Origin of the sequence: Streptomyces sp. NPDC057486, assembly GCF_042802415.1 — a bacterium.
Lineage (GTDB): Bacteria > Actinomycetota > Actinomycetes > Streptomycetales > Streptomycetaceae > Streptomyces > Streptomyces yanii.
The window spans coordinates 44,897-62,497 of record NZ_JBHVEE010000030.1 but is presented as its reverse complement, the minus strand read 5'-3'; the positions used below and the strand labels follow the sequence as shown (position 1 = coordinate 62,497).

Here is a 17,601-nt window from a genome sequence, read left to right as displayed (position 1 = left end):
ATCCACCATGGACTCCGACAGCTTGCTGGCACGGATCACCGACTACGAGAACCGCCCCGACCCCTACCCGCTGTACGTGGAACTCCGCGAGGCGGGTCCCGTGGTGCGGCAGGCGGACGGCAGCTATCTGATCGGCACCTACCACGAGATCGCCGCTCTGCTCCACGACCCTCGGATGAGTGCCGATCCCCGCACCCGTGGTGAGGAGACACGCACGCCGCCGTTCCTGCGGCTCGACGACCCCGAGCACCACAGGTTGCGCACCCTGGCCATGCGGCCGTTCGGACCGCCGCACAGCCCGGGCCGGGTCGATGCCATGCGTGGCGAGATCGCCCGGCTCACCAAGGAACTGACGGAACCCTTCCAGGCGGGCCGGCAGATCGACATCGTCGACGATTTCGCCTACCCGCTGCCCGTCACCGTGATCTGCCGCCTGCTCGGTGTGCCGCGCGAGGACGAGCCGTTGTTCCAGGCTTGGACCGAAGCTGTGGTCGCAATGGCCGACATCGGGCCCGAGGAAGACACCACCGAACGGGACCAGGCGGGCAACCAGGCACGGATCGAGATGGGCCGGTACCTGGTCGACCTCGCCGAGCAGCGCCGTGGCCACCCGAGCGACGACATGCTCTCCGCCTTCGTCAACGAGCCGGATCCGGCCCTGCGGCTCACCCAGGAGGAACTCGCGGAAACCACCATTCTGTTGTTCATCGCAGGGCACGAGACCACGGTCAACCTGATCACCAACGGGGTGCTCACCCTGCTGCGTCAGCCCGAGCATCTCGACCACCTGCGTCGCGACCCCGACCTGCTGCCGCGAGCGGTGGAGGAACTGCTGCGCTACGAACCCCCGGTCCACATGCGCGAGAGGATCCCTCTCGCCGACATCGAGGTCGCCGGCACCACGATCCCCAAAGGCACGTCCGTCGTACTGGTGCTGGCCTCGGGCAACCGCGACCCCATGCGGTTCCACGAGCCCGACCGGTTCGACCCCACCCGCCCGGACAGCGAGCACTTCGGCTTCGGCAGTGGCATCCACCTGTGCTACGGCGCACCCCTCGCCCGCCTCGAAGCCCAGGCCGCGCTCGGCGCGCTGATCCCCCACCTCGGCACGGCCCGCCTGGTCCAGGACCCGCCCCCCTACCGGCAGAACGCCATGCTTCGCGGACCCCGTCACCTGCCCGTCCACCTATGACTCGGCTGTGTGGCGGCATATGAGGTGCCTGCCGCGGGTGCGACGAGCTCGGGAGCCGACCGGGGCCGGGGAGACGTCCGGCGGCCGGACCGTGCACGGTCGTAACGGAGTCTTCGGCTCCAGATCTCGGTCTCTTTGCCGCGGTGTTGCCCGCCGGATGAAGTTACTCCCGGGTCGATGAAAACTGTCCGGATCGGTTCCCTTCCCGCATCGCCAGACCCCTTCCCGATTGACATGATTGCCCACGCAACCTCCATGGTCGCGACGATTCTGTGATCTTTTTGGTCTTCTTTTGTGGCCAGTCTGATTGCATGCGGTCAGACTGATCCGTGGGGACGGGGGACGGGGGAGTTTTTTGTCGCAGCAGTTGGTGTTCAGAATCCTGGGGCAATTGGTCGTCAACGCAGGCGAACGCACAATCTCGGTGGGGGGAGCACGGCAGCGGACCGTACTGGCCATGCTCTTGCTGTCCCCCGACCGCGTCGTCTCGGTGGACAGTCTCATCAAGGCGGTCTGGCAGGGGAGTCCACCGTCGACGTCGAGGAACCAGATCGCGATCTGTGTCTCGGGTCTGCGCAAGACGTTCGAGTCCGAGGCGCATGTGGACGATCTCATCGTCACGGCACATCCCGGCTACATCCTGGCGACCGGCGACCATGTCGTCGACTCGGTGGAGTTCGAGGAAGAGGTGCGGCGGGGGAGGGAGTTGATCCGGCGTGGGCAGGCCGCGGAGGCCGGAGCCGTGCTGGAGAGTGCGTTGAACCTGTGGCGCGGGCCCGCGCTCGACGGCATCAACGGTGCCGAGGAGGGTGCGGCGACGCTCGATGAACTCCGCCTCGACGCGTACGAGGAGCTGGCCGGGCTACGTCTGCAACTGGGCCAGCACCGCTCGCTCATCGGGGAGCTGGCCGGGCTGGTCAAGGAGCACCCGCTGCGCGAACAGGCGCGCGCCCATCTGATCCTCGCCCACTACCGGTCGGGGCGCCGGGCCGAAGCGCTCGAGGTGTTCCGCGAGGCACGCCAGCTGCTCGTCGAGGAGCTGGGGATCGAGCCGGGCCCGGCACTCCAGGAGCTGCACGACCAGGTACTGCGGGACGCACCCGAGTTGACCGTGCGCCATATCGCCGCGCCGACCGTCTCCTTACCTGCGCAGCTTCCCGCCGGGGGAGCGGCCTTCACCGGGCGGGTGGCGCAGCTCGCCCTGCTCGACGGGCTGCTCGACGAGCGGCGGGGCCACGCGCCCCTCGCCGTGGGTGCCATCTCCGGGGTGAGCGGGGTGGGCAAGACGGCACTCGCCGTGCACTGGGCCCACCAGGTCGCCGAGCAGTTCCCCGACGGGCAGCTCTTCGCGGATCTGCGCGGGTACGACGAGCATGACGACCCCACGGCGGCCAGCGCCGTCCTCGACCGCTTTCTGCGGGCGCTCGGGGTGCCCGGCCCGCAGGTCCCGACCGACCCGAACGAACGCGCCGCCCTGTACCGCAGCGTCCTGGGCAGCAGACGGGTCCTGATCGTGCTCGACAACGCCGCCTCGTATCAGCAGGTCCGCCTGCTGATGCCGGGAAACGGCCGATGCTGTGTGCTGATCACCGGGCGGGACGCGCTCGACGGGCTGACCGGCGACTACGCCGTACGCCGCATCGGGCTCAACGTCATGAACCGGGACGAGGCCATCCGGCTGCTCCGGAAGGTCGCGGGCGAGGAGCGGATCGCCGCCGACCCGGCAGGCGCCGAACTTCTCAGCCGGCTCTGCGACCGGCTGCCGCTCGCCCTGCGTATCGCGGGCGCCCGGCTGGCCGCCAAGCCGCACTGGTCGGTGCGGACCCTCGTCAACCGGCTCTCCGACCAGCGGCTGCGGCTGGACGAACTCAGCCAGGGCGACCAGGGGGTACGCGCCGGATTCCGGCTCAGCTACCGGGCGCTGCCGCCGGCCGCCGCCCGGATGTACCGGCGCCTCGGCCTGCTCGCCGTACCCGACTTCACCTCCTGGGTGGGCGCCGCCGTCCTCGACACCGATCCGGCGACCGCCGAGACGCTCATCGAGCAACTCGTCGACGCCCAGCTGCTGGAGGTCGTCACCGGGGACACGGACGGGGCCATCCGCTACCGCTTCCAGGACCTGCTGCGGCTGTTCGGCTGGGAGTGCGCGCAGGCCGAGGAGACCGAGGAGGAACGCGACGCCGCCCTCGACCGGGCCTTCGGCGCCTGGCTGTCACTTGCCGACGCCGCACACCGGCGGGCGCACGGCGGCGACTACACCATCATCCACGGGCCCGCGCCGCGCCTGTCCCTGCCCGAGGAGATGGCGGACGACCTGCTTGCCGACCCGATGGCCTGGTTCGAGTCCGAGCGCGCCGCGATCGTCGCGGTCGTCGAGCAGGCGTCGCGCACCGACCGCTCCGCGCAGGCCTGGGACCTGACGATGAGCAGCAGCACCCTGTTCTCCACCCACAACTACCTGGAGGACTGGCGCACCTGCGCCAGGAACGCCCTGGAGGCCGCCCGCCGCACCGGCGACCGCATCGGTGAGGCGGCGATGCTCCAGTCCCTCGGCTCCCTGGAGATCTACCAGAGCAGGTACGCGGCGGCGGAGGCCTGGCTGAACCCCGCCCAGCAGCTGTTCGACGAACAGGGCGAGGAGCACGGGCTCGCGCTCGTACGACGGAATCTGGCTCTGTGCGGGCGGTTCCGGGGCGAGTTGGGGCCGGCCCTGCGCCATGCCGAGGAGGCGCTGCGCGGCTTCAGGAAGGTCGGTGACCTGATGTCCGAGAGCTACGTACTCGGCCTGATGGCGCAGATCGAACTGGAGCGTGGGCGGGTGAGCGAGGGCATCATCCTGAGCGCCGAGGCCGTCTCGATGAGCCGTGCGGCCGGATTCCTCAGGGGGGAGGCGCAGAACACCTACCGGCTGGCCGAGGCTCAGATGCGTAACGGCGAACCCGCCAGAGCGGCGGAGCACTGCCGCACCGCACTGGGGCTGTCCCGCGTCGAAGGCGACACCGTCGGCGAAGTGTATGCGCTGCGGGGGCTCGGGGAGGCGCTGTGGCGGCAGGAAATGCTCGACGACGCGCAGAGCTGCCTCCAGGACGCGCTGCGCGTGGCCGAGGAGCTGGCCGACCGATTCCTCCAGGCCAGGATCAGGGCGGATCTCGGTGTCATCCTCGTCGCGCGGGGGGACGGGGAGGGCGCGGGGATGCTCGACCGGGCGCAGGCGGTCTTCATGGACCTCGGCGCCGACGCCTGGCAGCGCCGCGTCGGCCGCCTCGGCGACGCGGCACGGACCGTGGGCCCCGGCAGCCCCGTACCGGTCGCCGAACTCGCCCGGCTGCTCGACAACTGACGGGGAGGGCGCGGGCCGGGGAACCCGGCATGTGAGCCGTGTGTGCCCGTGCTGCCCGTGCGGGCGGGTGCGGACCCGCCTGCCCGCGCGCGGACGAACGCCGGCCCGGTCCGCGACGGGGGCGCGGGCCGGGCCGGCGGGCTTGTGCGAGCGGTTACGACCAGGGCTGCTCGTCCTGTGTCGTGGCGCCGCCTCCCTCGACGGGGGTGCTCCACGGCTGCTCGGCGGCGAACCGGAAGCCGTCCGGTGCGGCCGGGCCCGTGGTCACGGCGGCTGCCATGCCGGCCAGCAGGAGCGCGGCGGTGCACAGGGCTCCGATGGTGGCGGGAACCGTCTTGGTGGCGAGCATTTCCAACTCCTCGTCAGGCTTTTCGGGTGCGACAGGAGTAACGCTAGGGGGTCCTATTTTTGAAGCGATATCGGTTCAATTTCGAACCGCCCTCAAATGCTTGGAAAAATAGTCGACGAGGTCCGCCTCGTACGGTTCCAGATAGAAATGATCGCCGGGGAAAACGCGATGGGTGAACGACGAGGTGGTGAGTTCCTCCCAGGATCTCAGTCCGTCGAGGCCGCATCGCGGATCGCTGATGCCCGCGCAGGCCACGATCGGGGTGCCGAGTGCCACCGGGTGGCGCGGCCTGCCCGTCTCCAGGACCCGGTAGTCCGCTCTCAGGGCCGGCATCAGCAGCTCCCTGAGGTCCGGGTCGTCGAAGACGTCCAGTTGCGTACTGCCCAGCCGCCGGAGCGACTCGATGATCGCCTCGTCCCCCTCATGGTGCACGGTCGTCGGTTCCACGCGGTGCGGCGCCGGCCGGCCCGAGACGATGAGGAGCGCGGGATTCACCCCGTGCTCCGCCGACAGCTTGGCCGCGACGGCGTATGCCACCGCGGATCCCATGCTGTGCCCGAAGAGTGCGAGCGGACGGTCGAGGAGGCCGAGCAGCGCCCCGGTGATCCGCTCCGCGAGTTCATCCATCGACTCGACGACCGGTTCGGCGATCCGGTCCTGCCGGCCCGGGTAGCGGGCGGCGAGCAGCTCGACGTCCGGTGGCAGCAGCCGCCGCCAGCCCCGGAACATGCTCGCGGTGCCCCCGGCGTGCGGGAAACACGCCAGTCGCAGGGCCGGTTCGGCCGTGCCCCGCAGCCGTCGGAACCAGAGCCCGTCACTTCTTTCCGTGGTAATGCCCATAAGAAATCCCCTCCGGCGCCGAATCATAGTGAAATCCTCGAGCCGCAGGCCGTCACCCCCTGCATATCGAAGAAATATAGCCACGCCCGGAATGCTTCGCCCCGAGACCCGACTGATGAGCAGCTGCGGGCGGCCCGTCCGCATCCAGGGAATATGGGGTAATCCGTGGGATCCACAACAGAAGATCGCAGCGGTGGTCAGGCAGCCCCCGGGGAGACCGTCTGGCCGGGACACAGCGGCGTCGGCGGGGTGAGCCTGGCCGTCGAACGGGCCAGGCCGGCCGAACGCTCGGCGGAGGCCGCTCGCCAGGCACTCGCACAGTGGTCGAAGGCTCCGACGCAGGCGTTTCCGTACGCCGAAGTGCTCGCCCACTACCGGGCCGTAGGGCGCAATCACGCCGACGACGACCTGCTCGCCGAGCTGCGTACCGTCGGCGAGAAGCTCACCGCGAGCGCCCCGGCGTACGGGGAGGAGCGGCTGCTCGCGGACTGGCTGCCGATGACGTACGACCGGACGGACGGCGACTACGACTCGTACATCGGGACCGCTGTCTTCGACTCGCTCGTCGAGCAGGCAGGTCCCGGACGCCGGGTCGAGGCCATCGACGGCTTCACCGCGGTGGCCGTCGCCGACCTCGTGGCCATCGAGGCGGAGGTGCTGGCGGCCGCGCCCGACGACGTGCGCGCCTATGCCCGTACCCGGGCCGCCGCCCGGACGCTCACCCGGATCGCGGACTATCTTCCGCGCGCGGCGGCCGAGTCGGAGGACCTGGCGCAGCTGCGTACGGCGCTGGCCGGACAGAGCGCCGCCGACACCCTGGCCGCCGTCGCGAGCAAGGCCGCCCAGTCGACGGCCGAAAGCTTCCCCGTGCTCCACCGGAAGGCGGTGGAGCTCACGCTGATCCCCACCACCCGGCTGCACGACGAGCTGATGTTCATCCGCAGCATCCAGATCTTCGAGGGCATCTACCAGCAGGTCGCCCGCGACGTGGAGGCGGCGGCAGCGGCGCTGGAGCTCGGGAACGTGCCGGCCGTCCTCGAACTGCTCGCCGACGGGGCCACCCGGATCGAGGCCACGCCCATCCTGTACCGCGTCCTGACCGGTATGCCGATCGACTCGTTCGCCGTCATCCGCGCCTACACGGACGGCAGGAGCGCCATCCAGTCACGCTGGTACCGGCAGGTGGAGGCCTTCTGCGTGCCCGGGCAGCCGATGCCGACGGGCAAGAAGTTCCCGGCCGTGGTGGTCGAAGGACCCGGCCTGGACGCCACGTTCGCCTCGCGCGCCGCGAGCCTGCCGACCGACCGCGCGGCACAGGTGGCCGAGGCCATGGAGCGGCTGGACAAGGCGTGGGGGGCGATGAAGCGCAACCACTGGGGGCTCACGCTGAAAATCATCGGCGATGTGCCCGGCACGGGTGGCACGAGCGGCGCCTCCTATCTGAAGACCGCCGCGCAGGTACCGCTCTTCCCGCGCCTGCGCGACGAGGCCGGAACCGATGCCCCCGAGGACACCACGTGCGAAGAAGGAGTCAACTGATGGACGACGCACAGCGCCACAACCATGAGCTGCGCCAGAAGATCATGGGGTACATCGTCTCCCGGGCCATCCACGCCGTCTGTGAACTCGGCATACCGGACCTGCTCGGTGACCGCTCGCAGCGCATCGCCGAACTCGCCGCCGGGACCGGCGCGGACCCCGACGCCCTGCACCGGTTCCTCCGCGTCCTCGCGGCCGAGGGCATCCTGACCGAGGAGCAGCCCGGCACCTTCGGGCTGACACCCATGGGCGCCCTCCTCCGTACCGACACCCCCGGATCCCTCTCCCATCTCTCCAACCTGATGGCCGGCGAGGCGTACGAGGCCTGGGGAGCCGCGACCCACGCGCTGCGCACCGGACGGCCCGGCTTCGACGAGGTCCACGGCAGTCCGTACTTCGAGTGGCTCGCCGCCCATCCGGAGGCCGCCCGCACCTTCAACGAGGGACAGGCGGGTCTGGTGACCCTGCGCCTCCTGCCGCTCCTGGAATGGGACTGGAGCGCGGTCGGCAGTGTCGTCGACGTCGGCGGCGGCAACGGCACCCTGCTCACGGACCTGCTGCGCGGCAACGACCGCTTGAAGGGCGTCGTCTTCGACCTCCCGCACGTCCTCGACGAGGCACGGCAGGCCCTGGCCGACGCCGGACTCGACGGCCGCGCGGACTGCGTCGGCGGCAGCTTCTTCGACGAGGTACCCGCAGGCGGAGACGTCTATGTCCTGGCCCAGATCCTGCACGACTGGGACGACGAGAGCGCGATACGGATCCTGGAGTCCTGCCGCCGCGCCATGGGCGGACAGGGCCGGCTCCTCATCCTGGAACAGGTCGTGCCCGACGACGGCTCCCGGCATCCGGCCGCGCTGCTCGACCTGCACATGCTGGTGCTGCTCGGCGGTCGGGAGCGTACCGAGTCGAAGTGGCGTGCCCTGCTGGACCGGGGCGGTTTCGACACCGCCGACATCCACCGGGGAGCCAGGGCGGCGCTCATCGAAGCCGTCCCCCGCTGACACCTGGCTCACCCCCGGCCCGGTCCTCGCGCAGGGCCTTCGACCAGGCATTCGTCCAGGGGGGACCTAGGTCCCCCCTGGAAAAGGGGGACAGGCCCAATGTTCCCGGAGCGGTCGCAGGACAGACTGATGCCTGCAGGGACCAAGAGGTTCCGAACCGAGGAGGCCCGGATGACGACACCCGCACCGCCCAAGCTCTGGCAGCCGCCACTGCGGGGACTGGCCCTGGCGGCACAGAAGGTGCCTCAGCTCGCCCTGTTCGTCCTGATGGTGATCTCCCTGGTCTATCTCGGCCTCGGTGTGGGCGTCCTGCTCCTGCCGCTGGTCGTGGCCGCTGTGAGGAAGCTGGCGAACCGGTCCCGGAGGCTGGCCCACGCCTGGTCGGGGGTCCGGATCACGGAGCCGTACCGTGAACCGCTGCCGCGGGAGCCCGGCTTCCTCGGCCGGTGGCGACGCTGCAGGCAACTCCTCTCCGACCCCGCCACCTGGCGGGACATGCTGTGGACGATCGCCGACCCCGTCGTCGGCACCGTCCTCGCCCTCATGCCGGCGGCGCTGCTCGTCTACGGACTGGAGGGCCTGGTCTTCCCGTTCGTCTGGGACGACCTCGTGTCCGCCGGATACGACGACCACTACGCAGGACTGATCCATGTGCACGGCGAGACCGGTCTGCGCACCTGGCTGATGCCCCTCGTCGGCATGGTGTTCATCGGGCTGGGACTGTGGGCAGGACCCAAGCTGGTCACGGCCCACGGCCGCTTCACCCGCACCCTCCTCGGGCCCCGCCCGAGCGCCGAACTCGCCGCACGGGTCGGTCATTTGACCCGCACCCGGGGCGCCGTCGTCGACAGCCAGGCGGCGGAGCTCCGCAGGATCGAGCGCGACCTCCACGACGGGGCGCAGGCCAGGCTCGTCGCGATGGGCATGAACCTCGACGCCGTCGAACAGCTCCTGGACTCCAACCCCGAGGCGGCGCGCGCCCTGTTGATGGAGACCAGGGACTCGTCCTCCAAGGCTCTGAGCGAACTCCGCGACCTCGTACGGGGAATCCATCCACCGGTCCTCTCCGACCGGGGTCTGGGAGACGCCGTGCGGGCCCTGGCTCTGGACAGTCCGCTCCCCGTCGATGTGGTGGTCGACCTGCCCGGCCGGCTGGACGCCCCCGTCGAGTCCGCCGCGTACTTCGCCGTCAGTGAACTGCTCACGAATGTGGCGAAACACGCGAAGGCCGGAAGGGTATGGATCGACATCAGACACGACCGGGACGCCCTGCGCATCAGCATGACCGACGACGGGGTGGGTGGCGCCGCGGCATCGGCGGGAACGGGGCTGCGCGGAATTGAGAGCCGCATTGCCGCATTCGACGGCATACTTGCCGTGAACAGCCCCCAGGGCGGACCGACGATGGCGACGATGGAGATCCCGTGCGCATTGTTCTCGCCGAAGACCTCTTCCTCCTGAGGGAAGGGCTCGTGCGCCTCCTGACCGCCCATGGATTCGAGATCGCCGCCGCCGTGGACACCGGACCCGCCCTCCTGGACGCCCTGATCGAACACCGGCCGGACATCGCGCTCGTCGACGTACGGCTCCCGCCCACCTTCACCGACGAGGGCCTGCGCGCAGCGATCGAGGCGCGCAGCCGGATCCCGGGTCTCCCGGTGCTCGTGCTCTCGCAGTACGTGGAACAGCTCTACGCCCGTGAGCTGCTGGCGGACGGTTCGGGCGGGGTCGGCTATCTGCTCAAGGACCGCGTCTTCGACAGCCGCCAGTTCATCGACTGCGTACGCCGGGTGGCCGCGGGCGGCAGCGCGATGGACCCCGATGTGGTGGCGAAGCTCCTGGCGGGCAACGCCTCCGACGCCCCCCTGGGCCGGCTCACCGCACGGGAACGGGAAGTTCTCGGACTGGTGGCGGAGGGCCGCTCCAACGCCGCCATCGCCGGGCGGCTCGGTGTCAGCGAGAAGGTCGTCACCAAGCACACATCGAATGTCTTCACGAAACTCGACCTCGTACCGTCCGACGACGACAATCGCCGCGTTCTCGCCGTCCTCGCGTATCTGAATTCCTGACAACTCTCGCTGTATAGGCGCCGTATAGCCCCCGCGGGCATGCTGCGCCCGATGAGTCATGACCTCATTCGGGGAAATCAGAGAAATCAGAGAAACCAAATGAATGGGCCGGTCGGTCCGACAGGGAGTGTCAGAATCATGCGAGCCGGATCGCCAGAATTCGAAGGAATGGTCGGCAGGCTGCGGCGCCACGCCGACGAGCTTCCCGACCGGGACGCCGTGCTGTTCTTCCGCGGGGCTGCCCAGGACCACGCGCCCGAGCGGCTGGACTACGCCGGCCTGGACCGTGCCGCCCGCTCCACCGCGGCCTGGCTCCAGTCCCGTTGCCGCCGCGGCGACCGCGTACTGCTGCTGCACCCGCAGGGCCTCGATCTGGTGAAGTCCTTCGTCGCCTGTCTGTACGCGGGGCTCGCCCCGGTCGTCGTCCCGGTACCGGGCGGCCATGCCCACCAGGCCGAGCGGACCGCCCGGATCGCCGTCGACTGCGCGGCATCCGTGGTGCTGACCGACAGCGTCAGCCTGCCCGACGTCCAGGCCTGGCTGGACCTGCCCGGAACTCCCGCACTGGAATACGCCGTGACGGACGAGGGCGACCTCGCCCCGGCCGAGAACTGGACCGATCCGGGTGTCGGTCCCGACGACGTGGCGTTCCTGCAGTACACCTCCGGATCGACAAGTGATCCGCGCGGAGTGATCGTCAGCCACGCCAACATCGCGCACAACATCGGGGAACTCACCGAGGCGCTCGGCTGGGACGCGGACATGCGCTTCTGCGGCTGGGTCCCGATGTTCCACGACATGGGTCTGATCCTGACCGTGCTCTCCCCGCTCTACCTCGGCACCACCACGGTCCTCATGACCGCCACCTCCTTCCTCAAGCGGCCCTACATGTGGCTCCAGTTGATCGACCGGTACGACGTCCGGATCAGCTGTGCCCCCAACTTCGCCTACGACCTGTGCGTCCGGCGGCTGACCGACGAGCAGATCGCCGGACTCGACCTCTCCCGCTGGGTGTGCGCGGCAAACGGCGCCGAACCCGTCGACGCCGCCACCATGGAGCGCTTCGCCCGGCGCTTCGCCCCCGCCGGATTCCGCTACGAGTCCTTCGCTCCCGCCTACGGACTGGCGGAGACCACCCTCCTGGTCTCCGGAACCCCGACCGGTCGCGCACCCGTGCTGCGCCGGGTCGACCCGGCCGCCCTGGAGAAGCACCGCATGGTGCCGGTCGGGGATGAGGAGGACTCCGTGACCCTGGCGGGGTCCGGGCAGGTCGCCGGCATGGACGTAAGGATCGTGGACCCCGGCTCGCTGGACGAACTCACCGACGGCTACATCGGCGAGGTGTGGGTGCGGGGCCCCTCCATCACCCAGGGCTACTGGCAGCGCCCCGAGGCCACCGAACGCCTCTTCCGCGCCACCACCACCGACGACGAGGGCGGTTTCCTGCGCACCGGGGACCTCGGCGCGCTCCTCGACGGGGAACTCTTCATCACCGGCCGGATCAAGGAAATGCTCATCGTCCGGGGCCGCAACCTCTACCCGCACGACATCGAACGCGAGGTCGGCGCACTCGACCCGGCCTTCGAGGGCAGGACCGGCAGCGCCTTCTCCGTCCCGGGCCCGGCAGGTCAGGGCGACGAGATCGTCGTCGTCCAGGAGATACGGGCCGGGCAGACCGACCCCGGCCGGCTCAGCGGCCTCGCGGCGCACGTCAAGGACACCATGGGCCGCAGCCTCGGCGTGAAGGCCCCGCACGTCGTGCTGGTCAGGCCCGGCCAGGTCCGCCGCACCACCAGCGGAAAGATCCAGCGCTCACTGATGCGGGAGCTGTACCTGTCCGACCAGCTCACCCCGCTGTACGCCACCGAGAGGCAGGCATGACGACCGACCCGAACCCGGTGGACTTCGAAGCCGGCGTGAACGCTGCGGACTTCGACGCCGAAGCGACGCGTGACTGGCTCATCGAACTCGTCGCCGACTACCTCGAAAGGCCATCGGCGGTCATCCCGCCCGACGCCTCACTGATCTCGATGGGCCTCGACTCCGTCTACGCCGTCGCCCTCTGCGGCGATCTGGAGGACCGCTTCGGTCTGGAGCTCGACGCGGCCCTGGTGTGGGAGCACCCCACGGTCGACGCCCTTGTCAGCCACGTCCGGGCCCAGCTGGCCACCGCGGACACCAACGGTCGTACCTGAGAGAGCAGAGAGATTCGATGACACGGCACATCGCCCCCAGGATCGCGATCGTCGGCGCCGGTATCGGCGGACTGACCGCCGCGCTGGCCCTGACCCGCCGGGGATTCCGGGTGACTGTCCACGAACAGGCCCCCGAACTCCGTGAGGTGGGTGTCGGACTCCACCTGGCCCCCAACGGCAGCCGGATCCTCCACCGCTTCGGCCTCGCGGACGCCCTTCACCAGGTGGCCGTACGCCCCGAGGCACTCGAGGTCCGGCGATGGAGCGACGGAGAGGTCCTCACCCGACGCACGATGGGGGACGCCTGGGAGACCGAGTTCGGCGGCCCGCACTACACCGTGCACCGCGCCGATCTGCACGCCCTGCTCGCCGCCCGGCTCCCGGCGGACACCCTGCGCCTGGACAGCCGGTGCACCGGCTGCGCCGAGGACCTCGACGGCGTGGAACTCCACTTCGCCGACGGATCCTCCGCACGGGCGGATCTCGCGATCGGCGCCGACGGCGTCAACTCCCTCATGCGTGCAGCGGTTTCGGGCGGACAGGACCTCCTGGTGCCGACCGGGACCTGCGCGGTGCGCGGGCTCGTCCCCATGGACCGGATGCCCCGGCTCGACGCCCAGGACATGTACGTGTGGGCCGGTCCCGGCGGTCGCATGCTCACCGCCCCGGTGAGCGCGGGGCAGCAGCTGTCCTTCGTCGCCGTGATCCCCGAGAGCGACGAGGTGCAGCGGCGCGAGTCCTGGAGCCGGCCGGCCGAGCTGGACCTGGTCGCCAAGGCGTTCCAGGGCTGGGACCCCACCGTGCAGGAGCTGGTCGACGCCGCGGACGAGGCCGGCCACTGGACGCTGTGCGACCGGGAGCCGCTGACCCGCTGGAGCACCGCGCGCACCACGCTCCTCGGCGACGCGGCCCACCCGATGCTTCCGCATCACGGCCAGGGCGCCAGCCAGGCCATCGAGGACGCCGTCGTCCTGGCGGCCTGCGTCGCCGATGCGGGGGAGACCCCGAGTCCACAGGGCATCGCCGCGGCACTGCGGCGGTACGAGACGGTCCGCCTGGCCCACACCGCACGGGTCCAGCTGGGCAGCCGCGACAGTGGCTCGCAGCGCCTGGGCGGCGGCCCGGCCGGTCTGCAGGCCCGCAAACAGTCCGGCCAGGAGATGAAGGCGCTCGTCGCCGACACCTCCTGGATCCAACGCCACGACGCGGAGGCGGCGCTCGCCGAACAGCCCGCCGCCTGAACCGCTCCCCCACGCACCACGCACCCGTGCCCCGCACATCCCACACCCTGGACGAGGAGTCCCCATGTCACGACCGCACCGCTGGGCCGACCGGCTCCTGAAATTACCGGGAGGAAGGAAGGGCAAGTGGCTGACGCTGATCACCTGGCTGATCATCGTCGTCGCGTCCGTGCCCCTCGCCGGACAGCTCTCGGAGATCGAGAAGGACGAGCTGACCATCGAGCTGCCCCGAGGGGCCGAGTCCACCGATGTCGCCGGGCTCGCCGACCGGTTCGCCGACGGCAAGATCTCCCTCGGCATCGTCGTCTACGTACGGGACAGCGGGCTGACCGCAGAGGACAAGGCCAAGGTCGCCTCCGACATCAAGGAGTTCGCGAGCTTCGCGGCCGGCGAGGTCGGGCCGGCCAGGCCGTCCGACGACGGCAAGGCGCTGACCGCGTTCGTGCCCCTCGACAAGGAGGACAGCACCGCACTCGCGGACAACGCGGAGAAGGTGCGGGACCGGGCCACCGCCGACCGGCCGGAGGGCCTCGAAGCCAAACTCACCGGCCCGGCGGGCAACTCGCTGGACGCCGCCGACGCCCGGGAGTCGACCGGTCGCGCGCTGACCCTCATCACGGTCCTCGTCGTCGCCGCCCTGCTCCTGATCACGTACCGCAGCGCCATCCTGTGGTTGCTGCCCCTGCTCACCGTCGGCGTCGCGTTCCTCACCACGCAGGCCGTCTCGTACCTCCTCGCCAAGGGCTTCGGGCTCACGGTCGGCGGCGGCAACGAGATCGTCGTGACAGCTCTGCTGTTCGGTGTCGGCACCGACTACGCGATGCTGCTGCTGGCCCGCTACCGGGAGGAACTGCGGGTCCACGAGGACCGGCACGAGGCCATGCAGACCGCGGTCCGCAGGGCCGTCCCCGCGATCGCCGCGTCCGCGGCGACCGTCAGCATCGGGCTGCTCTGCCTGACGCAGGCGGACGTCGGCTTCAACTACACGCTCGGCCCGGCCGGAGCCATCGCCATCATCTGCGGTCTCGCCGCGATGACCACGCTCTTCCCGGCCGTTCTGGTGATCCTCGGACGTTGGGTCTTCTGGCCCAATGTGCCGCGCGCCGGAGTGGCTGTGAAGAACGCCAACCACCGCCTGTGGGACCGTGTCGGCGGCAGGATCTCCCGCCGTCCGCGCCTGGTGTGGATCGGTTCCGCCCTGGTCCTCACGGTGCTGGCCCTCGGCTCGCTCGGCCTGAAGACCGGTCTCGACGACCAGCACCTCATCGTCGGCAAGCCCGGCTCGATCGCCGGCCAGGAACTCCTCGCCGACCACTACCCGGCCGGCCAGAGCAGGCCCGCCGAGGTGATCAGCAAGGCCGGGGCCGCACCAGCGGTCGCCGCCGCGCTGAAGGGCATCGACGGGGTTGCCGAGGTCGCCGCACCGGAGAAGTCCACGGACGGCACTCTCTCCAGCACCCGAGCCGTACTGAAGGACAGCCCGGACAGTGCGGCGGCGGCCCGTACGGTCGACCGCATCCGCACCGCCGTGCACGCCGTCCCCGGCGCCGACGCCCAGGTCGGGGGCCCCACCGCGATGGCACAGGAGAAGACCGAGGCGCAGGCCCACGACCGCAAGGTGGTGATCCCGCTGGTGCTCGCCGTGGTCTTCCTCATCCTGGTCGTCCTGCTCCGGGCCCTGGTCGCGCCCCTGTTGCTGATGGCGACCGTGGTGCTGTCCTACTTCGCCGCCCTCGGCATCAGCTGGCAGCTGTTCCAGCACGTCCTGGGATTCCCGGCGGTGGACATCCAGGTCATGCTGATCGGTTTCCTGTTCCTGGTGGCACTCGGCGTCGACTACAACATCTTCCTCATCCACCGGATCCGCGAGGAGGTCGGTCACCGCGGCCACCGCGCCGGCGTACTGAGCGGACTCACCTCCACCGGCGGCGTCATCACCAGCGCCGGCGCGGTGCTGGCGGCGACGTTCGCCGCTCTCACCACGGCCCCGCAGGTGGCGTTCATCGAGATCGGCATCGTCGTGGCCGTCGGTGTCCTGATCGACACCTTCCTGGTGCGGTCCGTCCTCGTCCCGGCCCTGGCCCTGGACGTCGGCCGTACCTTCTGGTGGCCGGGCCGACCCGTCGGCACGGACACCGCTCCGCCCGCGGCGGGCGAACTGCCCACGCCGGCCGCGGTACCCGCGGGCAGCCGAGGCGGTGGCGTATAGCCCGGATATAGCCAAGGGCCGGAAGGTGGGGGCCTGTTCAGCCGGACGACTCCGGCGGGCAGTTCCGCTCAGCCTTCCGGCCCTTCGCGTTCTCCGGTCCGACCGGCGCGGCGGCCGCCCTACCCACCGGGAGCCGCAGCATGCCACCGACCGATCGGACCCTGCCCCTCTCGGCGAGCCAGCAGGCGCTGTGGCTGGCCCACCGGCTGGCGCCCGAGAGCGCCGCCTACACCATCGTGCTGCCGGTACGGCTGCGGGGGCCGCTGGACAGCGACGCGCTCTCCGCGGCCGTTCGCACCGTCGCGGCCAGGCATCCCCTGCTGCGTTCGGTATTCGCGGAAGGGGACGGCGAGGGTGCGGGCGGGGAGCCGTACCGCACCGTGCTCGACAGCCCGGACCAGGACGCCCTCACCGTCCGGGAGCTGCCGGACGCCACGGACACGCACCTGCACGCGCTGGTCCGGGAGTGCGCCCAGGAGGCCTTCCGGATCGACGTGGAGCCGCCGTTCCGCGTCACGCTGCTGCGGCGGGACGCGCAGGACGCGGTGCTGGTCATCGCCACCCACCACATCGTCAGCGACTACGCCTCGCACCACCTGATCCTGCGCGAGCTCCTCACCCTGCACCGGGAGTTCGCCGACGGCTCCGCCCCGGACCCCGTATCGGCGGGCGCCGGCCCGGACATCCATGCCGAGCAGGTGGCGGCCGAACGACGGCTCCTCTCCTCGGCCCGGGGCGCCCGGGGAGCGGCGTACTGGCGCCAGGTGCGCGTCGGCGCGCTCCCCGCCGAGCTGCCGACCGACCGGCCGCGCCCGGCCACCCAGGGGTTCCGCGGGGCCACCCATGAACTCCCGTTGCCCACGAGCACGGTCGAGCGGCTGACGAAGGCCGCACGCTCACTCGACGTCACACCGTTCGCCTTTCTCCTCGGCGTCTTCCAGGCCACGCTGTACCGCCACTCGGGACAGCCGGACGCCCTGGTCGGCTGCCCGATGTCCACCCGCGGCGCCCTCGGAGCGGGCCGCCGGACCGAGGCCGCGGTGGGGTACTTCGTCAACACCGTGCCGGTACGCGGGAGTTTCCGGCCCGGCGACCGCATGAGCGACGCGGTCCTGGCCGCCCAGCGGCAGCTCGTCCGGGGCCTGGCACACGCCGCACATCCGGGCGCCCTGCTGGCCGCCGCGCCGGACCGGCGCACCCCGCCGTTCCGTACCGCCGTCACCCTGATCGCCACGGACCGTACGGAGCCGCGGCTCGGCCCCGTACGCGCCGACGGCGAAGGGGACGCCCGGCCGTACGAAGGGCTGACCGTCGCCCGGATCGGAGTCCCGCAGCAGGAGGGGCAGTTCGACCTCATGCTGCGGATCGAGCAGAGCGGAGACACGCTCGACGCGGTCTTCAGCTATGACACCGACCTCTTCGACGCCGGCACCGTCGAGCGGTTCGCCCAGCGTTACGCGCGGCTGCTCGACCGGGCCACGGACGATCCCGGAGCGGAAATAGAAGCCATCGCGCTGGTGGATCGTGCCGATCTCGCGGAGCTGCTGGCCATGGGGTCAGGGACTGTATAGAGCGGCTATAGAGCACGCCTTCATCATTTGTATGCCGGACGATCCGCGGTGG

The 17,601-nt window shown here is 70.6% G+C and carries 13 protein-coding genes; 11 read left to right on the top strand and 2 right to left on the bottom strand.

The genetic code is table 11. The features are described from left to right. Nucleotides 1-7 precede the first annotated feature (7 nt). Complete coding sequence (locus ACFU6I_RS16760; protein ID WP_384366684.1) at nt 8-1,192, top strand: cytochrome P450; 1,185 nt, start codon at nt 8-10, stop codon at nt 1,190-1,192. Between the two features lie 370 nt (nt 1,193-1,562). Continuing rightward, nucleotides 1,563-4,532 carry a BTAD domain-containing putative transcriptional regulator gene (locus tag ACFU6I_RS16755; protein ID WP_384366728.1) on the top strand — a complete coding sequence of 990 codons (2,970 nt, stop codon included), beginning with the start codon at nt 1,563-1,565 and terminating at the stop codon, nt 4,530-4,532. Between the two features lie 154 nt (nt 4,533-4,686). Here ACFU6I_RS16755 and ACFU6I_RS16750 read toward each other — a convergent pair whose 3' ends face one another. Both ACFU6I_RS16750 and ACFU6I_RS16745 read right to left on the bottom strand, forming a co-directional pair. Continuing rightward, entirely contained in the window at nt 4,687-4,881 is a 195-nt protein-coding gene (locus ACFU6I_RS16750; RefSeq protein WP_384366681.1) for a hypothetical protein, read from the bottom strand. A gap of 75 nt (nt 4,882-4,956) precedes the next feature. Beyond that, nucleotides 4,957-5,721: a thioesterase II family protein gene (locus tag ACFU6I_RS16745; protein ID WP_384366678.1), complete on the bottom strand. Its 765-nt coding sequence runs from the start codon at nt 5,719-5,721 to the stop codon at nt 4,957-4,959. Nucleotides 5,722-5,886: 165 nt separating this feature from the next. On the opposite strand from ACFU6I_RS16745, the gene ACFU6I_RS16740 reads away from it, so the two are divergent. The 9 genes from ACFU6I_RS16740 (at nt 5,887) to ACFU6I_RS16700 (ending at nt 17,549) form a co-directional block, all read left to right on the top strand. Next, the gene (locus ACFU6I_RS16740) at nt 5,887-7,260 is read left to right on the top strand and encodes a hypothetical protein (protein ID WP_384366675.1); all 1,374 of its coding nucleotides are present in this window, start codon (nt 5,887-5,889) and stop codon (nt 7,258-7,260) included. Continuing rightward, a complete protein-coding gene (locus tag ACFU6I_RS16735; protein WP_384366673.1) occupies nt 7,260-8,264 on the top strand; it encodes a methyltransferase in 1,005 nt (334 codons plus the stop codon). Before ACFU6I_RS16740 ends, ACFU6I_RS16735 begins: the two co-directional genes overlap by 1 nt. A 171-nt stretch (nt 8,265-8,435) precedes the next feature. Beyond that, a complete protein-coding gene (locus ACFU6I_RS16730) occupies nt 8,436-9,725 on the top strand; it encodes a sensor histidine kinase (RefSeq protein ID WP_384366670.1) in 1,290 nt (429 codons plus the stop codon). Continuing rightward, entirely contained in the window at nt 9,689-10,333 is a 645-nt protein-coding gene (locus tag ACFU6I_RS16725) for a response regulator transcription factor (protein WP_327243882.1), read from the top strand. The genes ACFU6I_RS16730 and ACFU6I_RS16725 overlap by 37 nt, the downstream gene beginning before the upstream one ends. Before the next feature lie 138 nt (nt 10,334-10,471). Then, nucleotides 10,472-12,214: a fatty acyl-AMP ligase gene (locus tag ACFU6I_RS16720; RefSeq protein WP_384366667.1), complete on the top strand. Its 1,743-nt coding sequence runs from the start codon at nt 10,472-10,474 to the stop codon at nt 12,212-12,214. Next, complete coding sequence (locus tag ACFU6I_RS16715) at nt 12,211-12,528, top strand: acyl carrier protein (protein WP_384366664.1); 318 nt, start codon at nt 12,211-12,213, stop codon at nt 12,526-12,528. Before ACFU6I_RS16720 ends, ACFU6I_RS16715 begins: the two co-directional genes overlap by 4 nt. A gap of 17 nt (nt 12,529-12,545) precedes the next feature. Further along, nucleotides 12,546-13,769 (top strand): FAD-dependent monooxygenase, encoded by a 1,224-nt coding sequence (locus ACFU6I_RS16710; RefSeq protein WP_384366661.1) that lies wholly within the window; start codon nt 12,546-12,548, stop codon nt 13,767-13,769. A gap of 64 nt (nt 13,770-13,833) precedes the next feature. Then, nucleotides 13,834-15,978 carry an MMPL family transporter gene (locus ACFU6I_RS16705; RefSeq protein ID WP_384366658.1) on the top strand — a complete coding sequence of 715 codons (2,145 nt, stop codon included), beginning with the start codon at nt 13,834-13,836 and terminating at the stop codon, nt 15,976-15,978. 140 nt (nt 15,979-16,118) lie between these two features. Beyond that, the gene (locus ACFU6I_RS16700; protein WP_384366655.1) at nt 16,119-17,549 is read left to right on the top strand and encodes a condensation domain-containing protein; all 1,431 of its coding nucleotides are present in this window, start codon (nt 16,119-16,121) and stop codon (nt 17,547-17,549) included. Nucleotides 17,550-17,601: the final 52 nt, after the last annotated feature.

Excerpts from the sequence above, each read along its gene's own strand:
- ACFU6I_RS16760 (WP_384366684.1), top strand. The coding sequence starts at position 8 with ATGGACTCCGACAGCTTGCTGGCACGGATCACCGACTACGAGAACCGC.
- ACFU6I_RS16750 (WP_384366681.1), bottom strand. The coding sequence starts at position 4,881 with ATGCTCGCCACCAAGACGGTTCCCGCCACCATCGGAGCCCTGTGCACC.
- ACFU6I_RS16745 (WP_384366678.1), bottom strand. The coding sequence starts at position 5,721 with ATGGGCATTACCACGGAAAGAAGTGACGGGCTCTGGTTCCGACGGCTG.
- ACFU6I_RS16735 (WP_384366673.1), top strand. The coding sequence starts at position 7,260 with ATGGACGACGCACAGCGCCACAACCATGAGCTGCGCCAGAAGATCATG.
- ACFU6I_RS16730 (WP_384366670.1), top strand. The coding sequence starts at position 8,436 with ATGACGACACCCGCACCGCCCAAGCTCTGGCAGCCGCCACTGCGGGGA.
- ACFU6I_RS16720 (WP_384366667.1), top strand. The coding sequence starts at position 10,472 with ATGCGAGCCGGATCGCCAGAATTCGAAGGAATGGTCGGCAGGCTGCGG.
- ACFU6I_RS16715 (WP_384366664.1), top strand. The coding sequence starts at position 12,211 with ATGACGACCGACCCGAACCCGGTGGACTTCGAAGCCGGCGTGAACGCT.
- ACFU6I_RS16710 (WP_384366661.1), top strand. The coding sequence starts at position 12,546 with ATGACACGGCACATCGCCCCCAGGATCGCGATCGTCGGCGCCGGTATC.
- ACFU6I_RS16705 (WP_384366658.1), top strand. The coding sequence starts at position 13,834 with ATGTCACGACCGCACCGCTGGGCCGACCGGCTCCTGAAATTACCGGGA.
- ACFU6I_RS16700 (WP_384366655.1), top strand. The coding sequence starts at position 16,119 with ATGCCACCGACCGATCGGACCCTGCCCCTCTCGGCGAGCCAGCAGGCG.